Below are 13259 nucleotides of genomic sequence, written 5' to 3'. Positions count from 1 at the left end.
GTCTGAAACAGGACACTAAAGGATAGATTAAATTATAATAAGAATTATATTGCTATCGTTAAATTATTTGAACATTTAAAAATTCACAAGTATTTACACTTCTTCAAATTATATGGTAACTAAAAAAATATTTTTATCAATTTTCATCTATCTATTCTTTCTATTTCCAATACTTTTAATAAGTCAAGAAAAAGAGTCTGCACCACTTCGAAAAATTCATTATTCACCCGAAGGAAATAGTTTTGTATTAAAAAATGGCAATCGAAAATTCAACCGAGCACTTTATGGAACCAATACCGCTTTTAGAGTAGAAGCTGGAGATTTGCCTGAGTTTGCAATGTATATGCCAGGAATGGGTGGGAATTTTAAACTAGGAATACAAAAAGGCGATAAAAGCAAATGGATTACCGAAGCCAAAACCATTGTTACTCGATATACTTTGGGAATTATGGACTATAAAATTAGTGATCCTCTTTTAGAAAAAGGAGAACTAAATATTGAAATAGTTGCCCTAAAAAACAGCGAAGGTTTTGCTTTAAAAGTCACTGCCACCAAAATCCCGAAAAATGTTTCCCTAATTTGGGCTTTTGGAGGTGCAAGTGGCAAGAAATTCAGTCGTGATGGAGACATTGGCGCCGATCCCGAATCGGTATTTTATATGCAGCCAGAATATTGCATTAATAATAAATACACATTTTTTAAAGAAGATTTTTTATTAGAATATGGTTCAGAAAATAATAAGCAAAAAACAGGAAATACCAAGACTTTGGTTGGTTATTTTCCCAATTCTGAAACGCATTTGGCAAATGCCAATCATCAAAAAACACCTCTTGAACTCTTCAATTCCACTCCTGATTCTTTGACTGTAATTTCTGGAAAAATAAATTCGATTCCGAAAACTGAATTATTTTGGATGATAGAAAACAACACCAACACGAGTCCAAAAAGCCAAAAAGAATTGGCCGAAATTTTCGAAAATTCAGTTCAAGAAACACAACTTTTGGCCAATCGAGTTAAAGTCATTACTCCCGATCCGTACATCAATACTTTAGGAAGCGCCTTGTCCATTGCCGCCGACGGGATTTGGGAAAGTCCTGCCTATTTGCACGGTGCCATTGCTTGGCGAATGTATCTAAATGCTTGGCGAGGTCCTTATGTTGCTGATCCTTTGGGCTGGCACGACCGAGCCAAAACCCATTTTACGAGTTACAGCCATTCCCAACTCAAAAGTCCCTTGACAGGTCCAATTGTTCCCGATGAAACCAAAAATTTAGCCCGTCAAAAAGAAAAAATTGGTACTTCGGTGTTCAGTAGTGGTTATATCAGTCGCAGTCCAAACGACACGACCAAAGCGCATCATTATGATATGAATTTGGTTTTCATAGACCAGATGTTGCGCCATTTCAAATGGACTGGCGATACAACTTTTATCAAAGAAATGTTTCCCGTAATTCAAAGACATTTAGCTTGGGAAAAAAGAAATTTCGACACCAACAACAACGGACTTTATGATGCTTATGCAGCCATTTGGGCAAGCGATGCCTTGCAATACAGTGGCGGGGCGGTAACCCATTCTTCGGCTTATAATTATTATGCGAACAAAGAAGTGGCGGCTGTTGCCAAAATATTAAATGAGGATACCACTCCGTTTTTAAACGAAGCCAAAACCATTTCTGATGGGGCGAATGCTCAACTTTGGATTCCCAAAAAAGGAATTTTTGCCGAATATAAAGATGCTATCGGAAATCAATTAGTACATGACTCACCGGGAATTTGGAGCATTTACCACACCATAGATTCGGAATTGGCGAATCCGTTTCAGGAATATCAAATGCTTCATTATGTGGATGCCAAAATTCCGCATATTCCAATTGCTGCCGAAGGATTGGACAAAAAAGATTTGTATGCCATAAGTACCACCAACTGGCAACCCTACGATTGGTCGATCAACAATGTGGCATTAGGGGAACAATTGCACACTTCATTGGCTTTTTGGCAAAACGGACAATCGGAAACGGCTTTCAAAATGTGGGAAAGTGCCTTGGTTGACAGCATGTATTTGGGTGCTTCTCCGGGCGGTTTTGAACAGCTTTCGTTTTATGATGCAATGCGTGGCGAACTCTACCGTGATTTTGCAGATCCAATTGGAATGACAGCGCGAACTTTGGTCGAAGGTCTTTTTGGTATTCAACCCAATGCTTTGGAAAATACTTTGACGATTCGTCCCGGACTTCCAGTAAAATGGGACAATGCGGCTCTAGAAATCCCCGATGTTTCTTTTTCTTTTAAAAGAAATAACAACACCGATTCCTATCAAATCAAAACTCATTTTACAACAAAAATGGCTTTGAAGTTGGTGGTAAAAATTCCTTTCGAAACGATTAAATCGGTAACTATCAACGGTGAAAATTCAAGTTGGAAAACCAATTCCAATGCAGTAGGAAATCCACAATTGATTATCGAAAGTCCTTTTAAAGAAAATTACAACATCGCTGTTTCTTGGGAAGGAGAAAAATTAGAACAACCTAAAATAGAAAAAAGTTATTGTATAGGAGAAAGCATTCACTTAGAAACTGCTAAATCAAAAATCCTTGAAATATACGATCCTCAAGCTGCTTTGAGTGAAATTTCGAATTCCAATTCAGAACTAAAAGCGAATTTGAAAACCAAAGAAAACGCCACTTTTTTTGTAAAACTGCAACAAGGAAATATGATTTGGTGGAGTCCCATCAACCTGATTGTAAAACCCGAAATCGAAGTATTTAACGATCAAATAAAAAACAACAACTTGCTTTTTACTATTAAAAACAATAGCCAAAAAACAATTGAAGGCAACTTAGTTTTTAATCCTTTTGGGGTTACAATTTCACAACTAGTAAGTTTACGAAAATACAGCGAAACCACGATTACTGTACCTTTAGAGAATTTTATTTCGGGCACCAATGCTTTCGTTTTAAAAACCAATGAAGGTAAAACAGTTCCTATTTCGTTCACCAATTGGGATATTTTATTACCTAAAGAAACTAAATTAGAAACGGTTTCACTGACCGAGAATTTCAATTCGAAAGTGACGGATATTTTCAATCAGGAATACCTTTCGCCAAGACCGACATCGCCTACTTTGCAATTGCCAAAACAAGGAATTGGTAATTGGTGTTATCCTAATTTAGATGTAAAAATTGATGATTCTGGCTTGCGCCAAAACGCCAAAATCAACAATCAAATAAGCAGTCCACAAGGAATTTCTTTCGAAACTCCTTCGGATTCTAGTTTTAAAAACATTGCTTTTACCTCGATGTGGGATAATTTCCCAAAAAGCATGAGTTTTCCATTGAATGGAAAAGCGTCACATATATATATGATGATGGCTGGAACCACCAATCCAATGCAAAGCCGATTCGTAAATGGCGAAATAGTAGTACATTATAGTGATGGGACTTCGGAAGTTTTACAACTTAAAAACCCAGAAAACTGGTGGCCGATAGAGCAAGATTATTTCACAAATGGATTGGCTTTTACCACCGATGCTCCAAAACCACCGAGAGTTTATCTGAAATCAGGAATTATTTCCCGAACTTTCGATGATTTCAAATCTATAAAAGGATTCAGCAAATATGGGGTCGATGGTGGAGCAGCTACGATTTTGGATTTACCTTTAAATAAAAATAAAACATTGAAAAATATCACTCTAAAAACCATTGCCAATGATGTGGTAATTGGATTAATGAGTGTAACATTGGTGAGATAAAATATTTCAATGGCCTTTTCAATAGCAATTCAAAAAAATAATAGTAATATAAACACAACCCTTTCTATAAATTAACAACCGATGAAAAAATACCTAATCATTACAGTTTTCCTATTTTCTATCGCAATGATTGCCCAATCAAAAATTGACCGAAAAGTGCTAGTAACTCGTCATAATGTGAAAATCACAGCTATCGACACCTTGGCCTCTTTGTCTGTTGGAAATGGCGCTTTTGCTTTTACTGTTGATGCAACAGGATTGCAATCTTTTCCGGAAAAATATCAAAATGGAGTTCCTTTGGGTACTGAATCAGAATGGGGTTGGGATAGTTATCCGAATACTAATAACTACAAATTTTCGGAAACTTTGAAAGACTACCATCAGTATGGAAGAACGATTACGTATAGTGTTCAAGAAAAAGCATCGCCACGCAAAAATGAAGCTGTAAATTGGTTCCGACAAAATCCGCATTTGTTGCAATTGGGAAATTTGGGTTTTGAAATTACCAAAAAAGACGGTAGTTTGGCAAAAGCGGAAGATATCGAAACTATTAATCAAACCTTGAATTTATGGACTGGGGAAATAGAAAGTTCATTTATAGTAGAAGGTGTTTCGGTAAAAGTTCATACCGTTTGTCATCAAGAAAAAGATGCTGTTGGAGTAAAAGTGGAATCCGATTTATTAGCGCAAGGACGCTTGAAAATTCGCTTACGAATTCCGTTTCCTACTGGCGAATGGGCTGATATGGGAACCCAATGGGAAGGAACTCAAAATTATAAAAGTGACATTACTAAAAGCACAAAAACATCGGCCGTTGTTACTCACGTAATGGACAGTCTTTCTTATAATATTCACTTGAAATGGAAAGGAAATGCCGAATTCAAAAAAACAGGAGCTCATTATTTTGTTATAACACCTACTAAAACAAAAACGATAGAATTGAGTTGTTTGTTTGCGCAAACTACCAAAAAAGTAGCAGCGATTCCAACATTTACAGCTATTGAAAATAGTAGTGTTTTAGGCCTGCAACACTTTTGGCAAAGTGGTGCGGCAGTTGATTTTTCGGATTGTACTGATTCTCGAGCAAACGAATTGGAACGAAGGGTTATTCTTTCGCAATACCTGACTAAAATTCAATGTACGGGTAAAAATCCACCACAAGAAACAGGTTTAACTTATAACAGTTGGTACGGAAAACCGCATTTGGAAATGCACTGGTGGCACGGCATTCATTTTCCGCTTTGGAACAGACCTGAGTTATTAGAAAAAAGTATGCCTTGGTATCAAAATGCATTCGATAAAGCAAAAAAACTAGCAGAACGACAAGGTTTTAAAGGTGCAAGATGGCAAAAAATGACGGATCCCGATGGAAACGAAAGTCCTTCTTCGATTGGTTCTTTTTTGATTTGGCAACAGCCACATTTCATCACTTATGCCGAATTATTGTATAGGGATACCCCAACTCCAGCAACATTAGAAAAATACAAAGAACGCGTTTTTGCCACTGCCGATTTTATGGCTTCGTTTGCACATTATGACGCTGAAAAAAAGGTCTATGTTTTAGGTCCAGGTGTAATTCCTGCACAAGAGCGTTTCAAAGCTATGGAAACTTTTAATCCAACTTATGAATTGGCGTATTGGAATTGGGCATTGAACACGGCATTGGCTTGGAAAAAAAGATTGAATGAACCTGCTCCAAAAGAATGGCAAGATGTTTTGGCTAAATTAGCACCATTGCCTGTTGCAGACAACGTTTATTTGGCTACCGAAAGCGCTAAAGATTCGTATACTAATCCGGAATTCAAAACCGATCATCCCTCTGTTTTAGGAACTTTTGGAATGTTGCCAGAAACGAGTCTTTTGGACAAGAAAATTATGAAAAATACCTTCGATTTGGTTTGGGACACTTGGTCTTGGGATAAAACTTGGGGATGGGATTTCCCAATGACAGCAATGAGTGCTGCGCGTTTGCAAATGCCAGAAAAAGCAATTGATGCGTTGTTTATGAATGTAATCACGAATACTTATTTGAAAAACGGACACAATTATCAATCGGAAAGATTGACGTTATACTTACCAGGAAATGGAGGATTATTGACCACAATTGCAATGATGTGCGCTGGTTGGGACGGAACAACAGAAAATAACCCAGGATTTCCAAAAGATGGAACTTGGAATGTAAAATGGGAAGGTTTAATGCCAATGCCATAATTTCAATTCAATGAATTTTAAACTATTCTAATACACAATTGACCTATTTGAATACCAATTGAATATGTCAATTTGGTTTTAGGATTAAACCATTTCTAGATTTTTAAGTCATAGAAAACCAACAATATTAACCAATCACTTTGCAGACAAAAACAACTATGAAACCACAAACAAAAAAACTCTTTTTACTCCTTATTTTAATTCATTTTTCAACTTCGTTAGTTTTTGGGCAACGCCAAATGGAAACTCTGGATCGAGGTATTATCGCAGTCAAAGAAAAAGGACATTTTTATATTGGTTGGCGCGTTTTAGGAACTGATCCTGATAACTTATTCTTTAATTTATATCGAAAAAGTGGTAATAATAAAGCCGTGCGCGTCAATGAAAATCAAATTTCTGGAGCTACAAATCTTATTGATACTGAAGCAAAAGAGCACGAATCAAATACTTGGTTTGTAAAAACAGTTGAAAACGGAGTCGAAAAAGAGGCACTTGGCAGTTTTACGATTCCTGCATTTAGTCCTGATAAAGATTATTTATCAATTCCATTAAAAGAAATTGCAGGTTATATTCCAAATGATGTTTCTGTAGGTGATTTAAATGGGGATGGGAAATATGATTTAATTGTTCATATGACAGGAAAAGGTGCGGATAATTCTTTTAAAGGAATTACCGATTCTCCAGTTTTTCAAGCCTATACTTTGGAAGGACAGTTTTTGTGGGAAATTAATTTAGGAAAAAATATTCGAGAAGGAGCACATTATACCCAATTTATGGTTTATGACCTTGATGGAGATGGTATTGCTGAATTTGTTTGTAAAACAGCTGATGGTACAATGGATAGCGCACATAATGTGGTAGGAGATGTTTCAAAAGATTGGAGAGATACCAATCCAGATTCCCCTACTTTCGGTAAAATAATAAGTGGTCCGGAATATCTTTCAGTATTTGATGGAAAGACCGGCAAACTTATCACAACTAGTGAATATATACCAGCTAGAGGTAATATTGGCGCGTGGGGTGGAAAAGGAGGAAATGGTAAAAATGATGCAACAGGAAATAGAGTAGATCGTTTTACGGCTTGTATTGCTTATTTAGATGGTGTTCATCCTAGCGTAGTTATGTGTAGAGGTTATTATGGAAGAACTGTTTTGGCCGCATGGGATTATAAGGATGATAAATTAACATCTAGATGGGTTTTTGATAGTCAAGATGGTAATAATCCATTTTCTGGAATGGGAAATCATGGTCTTTCAGTTGCGGACGTTGACAATGATGGAAAAGATGAAATTATTTTTGGGGCGATGTGTGTTGATGATGATGGAAAAGGAATGTACACTACTGGATTTAGACATGGTGACGCACTTCATGTCACTGATTTAGACCCAGAAACACCAGGTTTAGAGGTTTTTGGAGTACATGAAATTGAAGAAGGAACAAAGGGCCCTGGAGTTGCTTTATTTTCTGCTGCCACAGGAAAAGTTTTGTTTACAGCTTCTGAAAATGAAGATGTCGGACGGGGTGTTGCCGATAATATTGATTCTAGTCGGATTGGTGCGCAAATGTGGTGGTCGGGTTCCTCTAGTCTATTTGATATCAAAGGAAATGTAATTGGTTTAGCACCAAGGTCTGCTAATTTTTTAATTTATTGGGATGGAGATTCTTCAAGAGAATTACTGAACTCCAATTATATTGACAAATATGGCGTGGGTAGATTATTTACTGCAAATGGTGCATCGTCCAATAACGGTTCCAAATCAACTCCAGCTTTATCTGCTGATATTTTAGGAGATTGGAGAGAAGAATTAATTTTAAGAAGTACCGATAATAAAGAGTTAAGAATTTATTCTACGACAATTCCAACAGCGATCAAACAATATACTCTGATGCATGATCCACAATATCGATTGAGTATAGCATGGCAAAATGTAGGATATAATCAGCCGCCACACACGAGTTTTTACATGGGAACGGGAATGAAACCTGCTCCAAAACCAAATATAAAATTAGTTCCTTTTTCTAGAATCGCTACTGAAAAATTATAAGAAAAAAAAACAGGACACAACAGGATAGTACTGTGTTAAATAAGTGTTATTTTTAGATTCCAAATTGTTAATTATTCTTTAAATTAAAATTATGAGGAATTTTAAGTTCTTGATGGCATTTATTATTAGTTTAAATGCTTTTTGTGGTGTAAAGCAAGCATCAATAAAGGGAGTGAAAATGATATCCAATAGTGTTGGGGTTCCAATAAATAGGGATAGTGAGCTAAATTCCGTTTCAAAAGTTAAGACAAAAACACCTACGGGAAAATGGCAGCAACTTTTTAATGGGAAAGATTTGCAAGGTTGGAAACAATTGAATGGAAAAGCCAAATACGAAGCCAAAAATGGTGAAATTATCGGTACTACGGTAAGTAATGAACCCAATTCATTTTTGTCAACAGAAAAAAAATATGGTGATTTTATTCTTGAATTTGAGTTATTTGTGGCAAATGACATCAATTCGGGTGTCCAGATAAGGAGTTTAAGTAAAGCTGATTATAAAGAGGGAAGAGTGCATGGCTATCAGGTAGAGGTTGATCCGTCAGAAAGAGCTTATAGTGGCGGTATTTATGATGAAGCCAGAAGAGGTTGGTTGTATCCGATGGACATGAATCCAGAAGGCAAAAAAGCCTTTAAAAAAGATGCTTGGAATAGATATAGAGTAGAATGTATTGGAAACACAATAAGAACATGGATCAATGGAATTCCAACTGCACATGTGATTGATGATATGACGGCTGAAGGTTTTATTGCTCTGCAGGTTCATTCCATTGGGAAAAGTGACATGCCAGGAAAACAAATTAAATGGAGAAATATCAGAATCATGACGGACCATTTAAAAGCTTCTCCTTATGATGGTATCGCTGTTGCAAATTTTGTTACAAATACTATTTCTGAACAAGAAAAGAAGAATGGCTACACCCTTTTATGGGATGGAAAATCAACCAAAGGATGGAGAGGAGCGTATAAAACAGTGTTTCCCGAAAAAGGATGGGAGATAAAGGATGGTGTTTTAAGTGTTCAAAAATCTGGGGGCGCCGAATCTACAAATGGAGGAGATATTGTGACTGAAAAAGAATATGGTGCTTTTGAACTGAAGTTTGATTTTAAATTGACCGAAGGAGCCAATAGCGGAATAAAATATTTCGTGACAGAATCCGAAGGCAATAAAGGATCTGCAATTGGTTTAGAATATCAAATTTTAGATGACGCCAAACATCCGGACGCTAAATTAGGTAGAGACGGTAACCGCACGTTAGCTTCTTTATATGATTTAATTACTGCAAAAAAACCTGATAATAGTATTAAGCCTATTGGAGAATGGAATCAAGGAATAGTTCGAGTTCTACCAAATAATAAAGTGGAATATTTTTTAAATGGCTTTAAAGTTTTAGAGTTTACTAGAGGTTCTAAGGAGTTTTTAGATTTAGTAGCTGTTAGTAAATACGAAGATTGGCCCAACTTTGGAATGGCAAAAAAAGGAAGGATTCTTTTGCAAGACCACGGAGACCATGTTTCATTTAAGAGCATTAAAATTAAAGAGTTCAATTAAGTCTAACTATCACAATAGAATATTCGGGAATATTAATCAATTTTAACTTCACAATGGAAAATTCAAGAAGAAAATTTATTAAACACACTGCTATAGCGTCAGCAGGAGTTTATATGGGAGGATTTGGGCTTAGCGCCAAAAGTTATGGTAGAGTTATGGGTGCTAATGATCGGGTGAGAGTTGGAGTTGTTGGCTTTTCAGATAGGCACAAAAGTTCCCATGTTCCTTGTTTTATGAACCACTATAAGGAATTGAATTTTGACGTTGTCGCTGTATCTGATATTTGGAATAAAAGAAGGGAAGAAGGAGCTGCTTTATGGAAGGGAAAAATGGGCCATGATGTGATTGCATGTAGAAACAACGAAGAAATGTATGATAAAAAACTCGTTGATGCCGTATTTGTAAGCACAGCAGATTTTCAACATGCATTGCATGCAACAGAGGCTGTTAAAGCGGGCTGCGATGTGTATTGCGAAAAACCTTTTGCAGAAACAATGGAAGACAATCGGAACGCTTATAATACCATAAAAGCTTCTGATAGAATTGTTCAAATTGGTTCTCAAAGAAGAAGTGGAAATAATTATCAAGTAGCGGAACAGTATATTAAATCCGGAAAATTTGGCGCTTTAACTATGGTAGAATTAACCTGGAATGTAAACCAACCGATGCGTTGGAGAAGACCAGAAACAGTAACTCAGTTAATGGAATCGGATACCGACTGGAAAAGATTTATCATGAACCGCCCATATGAGGCTTTTGATGCAAGAAAATACTTGGAGTTCCGATTATTTTGGCCCTATTCCTCAGGCTTGCCAGGACAATGGATGAGTCACCAGATAGATACGGTGCATTGGTTTAGCGGATTGCAACATCCTAGAAGTGTTGTAGCCAATGGAGGAATTTACATGTGGAAAGATGGTAGAAAAAATTGGGATACCATTAATGCAACTTTTGATTATGGACCAAGCAATGATTCAACTTCGGGCTTTCAAGTTACATTTGGCTCTCGAATGCATAATGGAGACGAGAAACCTGCTGAAATATACTATTCTAATGGTGGACAATTAAATCTCAATACTAATACAGTTTCCTCAGCGGGAGGATTGACTGAAAAGTTTGCTGCTCCCGCCGGAATGAAGCCGTTTTTATTACCTGAATCAAGTTTATCAGCAGTAGAACCCTTGGTTGTTTCAGCAAATACAGGAGGGGATAAGTTAACTTCTAACCACATTCGAAATTGGATGGAATGTGTGCGAAGTCGCAAGCAGCCAAATGCTCCAGTAGAAGCGGGGTATAGCCATTCTATAGCAACAATTATGACCAATGCAGCTGTGCTTACCGGTCAAAAAGCAACTTTTGATGAAAAAACTCAGGAAATAATGGTTGGAGGTAAGCCTTTCGAACCATTTAAATCCTATTTAAAATAATTACTTTAATAAAGTACAAGATGAAATTTATAAAATATATTAGTATTTGCGCATCGTGTTTATTTTCATTTACCAATTTATCTGCTCAAAAAAAGGTTGCTTTTGTGCAAAACGAAAAAGAGCAAAAGATAGATGTTCTAATAGACGGTCAATTTTTCACTGCTTATCTCTATGGAACTAAAATTGACAAACCAGTTCTTTTTCCGCTTGTTACAGCTTCGGGTATAACCGTTACCAGAGGATTCCCATTGGCAACCAGAGCAAATGAAAGAACAGATCACCCGCACCATATTGGAATGTGGTTTAACTATGGAGATGTAAATGGTTTGGATTTTTGGAATAATTCGGATGCCATTAAAGCGGAAGACAAACCCAAATATGGCAGCATACGCCATCAAAAAATTGTGGCTGTAAAACCAGGACCACACAATGGCGAATTAGAAGTAAGCTCCAATTGGGTCGACATCAAAGGGAATATACTACTAAAGGAAAATACAATTTTGGTATTTAGCGGAGACATCAACAGCAGAACGATTGATCGTACTACGACACTTACAGCTCAGAATGAAAAAGTTACTTTTAAAGACAATAAAGAAGGTATTTTAGGAATTAGGGTAACGAGAGAATTGGAAATGCCTTCTCAAAAACCTGAAATTTTTACCGACGCACAAGGCATTGCTACCAAAGTGGCGGTATTAAATAATGAAGGTATCACGGGGAATTTTCTAAGTAGTGAAGGTGTCACCGGTAATGATGTATGGGGAACTCGTGGAAATTGGTGCATGATTTATGGACAAAAAAATGGTAAAGATATTGCAATCGCTATTATTGACCATCCTAAAAATCCTGGCTATCCTACGTATTGGCATGCCCGCGGATACGGATTATTTGCCGCAAATACACTTGGTCAAGAAGTTATGAGTGGTGGAAAAGAAAAATTAAACTTCTCTTTGGATGCAGGTAAATCAGTAACTTTTAAATACCGGATTATTGTAAAAGATGGAAACACGCCTAGTAAAGAAACTCTAAATAAAGAAGCTGAATCTTTTGCTAAAAAATAATCTTATATATATGAAAATAGATTCAATACAATGGTCCAATTGTAACGCCAATTTTGTAGGGTCAATTATACTTAGTAAAATTATTTTGCTTGCATTATTATTCTCAACTATTGTTTTGAGAGCACAAACTGAGAAATTGCAATCTGGTGTTTATCAATTAAATACTATTGATACACAAAACGGCTTAGATGTTAAAAAGAAAATTAAAGTTCTAGGAAATACAACCGATCTTGCCATGTTAAGTATGCATTCTTCTACGTTGGCACCAGGAAAAACGAATCATCCTCCTCGAGCTTTAATGGATCGTGAAGAGTTGATTATTGTTAAAGAGGGACCACTTACAATAATTATAAATGATACCGTAAAAATAGTATCTACTGGAAGTATTGCATTGATTGAAGCTGGTGATATACAAAATTTTCACAATGCATCTGATAAAGTTGTTAGTTATTATGTGCTTGGGTTTCAATCCACAAATCCAGTAGATATAAGCCGAGGTAAAGAAAATGGTGGTTCTGTAATGAAAGATTGGGATGAATTGGTTATAAAGAAAACGAATAAGGGAGAATCTAGATCCGTATTTGACAAGCCGACTTCTATGTTTAAGAGGCTAGAAGCACATTCAACGATGCTGAATCCTGGTGAAGATAGTCACCCATCTCATTCTCATCAGGCTGAAGAAATTATGTTGTTATTGAAAGGCTATATTACGATGCATATTGATAATAAAAACTATGTTGCTAGTGCAGGCAGCGTTATTTTAGTCCGACCAAATATTCCTCATAACTTATCTAATACAGGCAATGAACCCTGCTTATATTATGCAATTAAATGGTATAATAGTAATACAAATTAATTAATATTATTTCGTTTGGAAATGTTTTTTAGGACGACATATTACTTTCTAAATAGATTGTCTATCAATAAAATTAAAAGGGATTTTGACTTCTCCTTTTTCATTATTGAGTATCATGCTAGCAGCTGTAGCTCCCATTTTATTAAAGTCAGTTGATATAACAGTAATTCCCAGAAGTTCTTTTAGGGGTGTATCGTTGTAAGATATTATTCCGATGTCTTTACCTAAAACATATTCTTCATCTCTAATTTGTTTGACCAGATTAACCAAATCAGACTCTTCAATGGTGATAAATAAGTCTCCTTTTTTGATAATCATGTCATCGTAAACTTCATCTAGTATTTCAAAGTTGATTTTAT

Annotated in this window: 7 protein-coding genes and 1 pseudogene; 7 read left to right on the top strand and 1 reads right to left on the bottom strand. The window is 36.2% G+C overall.

The genetic code is table 11. The features are described from left to right. Positions 1-112: 112 nt before the first annotated feature. The 7 genes from E0F76_RS13025 to E0F76_RS12995 all read left to right on the top strand — a co-directional run bounded on the left by E0F76_RS13025 (position 113) and on the right by E0F76_RS12995 (position 12900). Complete coding sequence (locus E0F76_RS13025) at positions 113-3748, top strand: DUF4450 domain-containing protein (RefSeq protein ID WP_132006767.1); 3636 nt, start codon at positions 113-115, stop codon at positions 3746-3748. An 81-nt stretch (positions 3749-3829) separates the two neighbouring features. Continuing rightward, positions 3830-5959 (top strand): hypothetical protein, encoded by a 2130-nt coding sequence (locus tag E0F76_RS13020; protein WP_132006764.1) that lies wholly within the window; start codon positions 3830-3832, stop codon positions 5957-5959. A 158-nt stretch (positions 5960-6117) separates the two neighbouring features. Continuing rightward, positions 6118-8004: a rhamnogalacturonan lyase gene (locus E0F76_RS13015; RefSeq protein ID WP_132006761.1), complete on the top strand. Its 1887-nt coding sequence runs from the start codon at positions 6118-6120 to the stop codon at positions 8002-8004. A 91-nt stretch (positions 8005-8095) separates the two neighbouring features. Next, on the top strand, positions 8096-9556 hold the full coding sequence (locus E0F76_RS13010; RefSeq protein WP_246022058.1) for a 3-keto-disaccharide hydrolase: 1461 nt from the start codon (positions 8096-8098) through the stop codon (positions 9554-9556). Positions 9557-9609: 53 nt separating this feature from the next. Then, positions 9610-10983 carry a Gfo/Idh/MocA family protein gene (locus tag E0F76_RS13005; RefSeq protein ID WP_132006758.1) on the top strand — a complete coding sequence of 458 codons (1374 nt, stop codon included), beginning with the start codon at positions 9610-9612 and terminating at the stop codon, positions 10981-10983. 20 nt (positions 10984-11003) lie between these two features. Next, a complete protein-coding gene (locus tag E0F76_RS13000; protein WP_132006755.1) occupies positions 11004-12044 on the top strand; it encodes a DUF6807 domain-containing protein in 1041 nt (346 codons plus the stop codon). A 10-nt stretch (positions 12045-12054) separates the two neighbouring features. Beyond that, positions 12055-12900 carry a cupin domain-containing protein gene (locus E0F76_RS12995; protein ID WP_132006752.1) on the top strand — a complete coding sequence of 282 codons (846 nt, stop codon included), beginning with the start codon at positions 12055-12057 and terminating at the stop codon, positions 12898-12900. A gap of 48 nt (positions 12901-12948) precedes the next feature. On the opposite strand, the pseudogene E0F76_RS12990 reads toward E0F76_RS12995, so the two are convergent. Continuing rightward, a pseudogene (locus tag E0F76_RS12990) lies at positions 12949-13259 on the bottom strand (transcriptional regulator); the annotation flags it as partial.

It is taken from the genome of Flavobacterium cellulosilyticum (assembly GCF_004349355.1).
In the GTDB taxonomy this organism is placed as follows: domain Bacteria; phylum Bacteroidota; class Bacteroidia; order Flavobacteriales; family Flavobacteriaceae; genus Flavobacterium; species Flavobacterium cellulosilyticum.
This window is presented reverse-complemented; position numbering and strand designations above follow the sequence as displayed.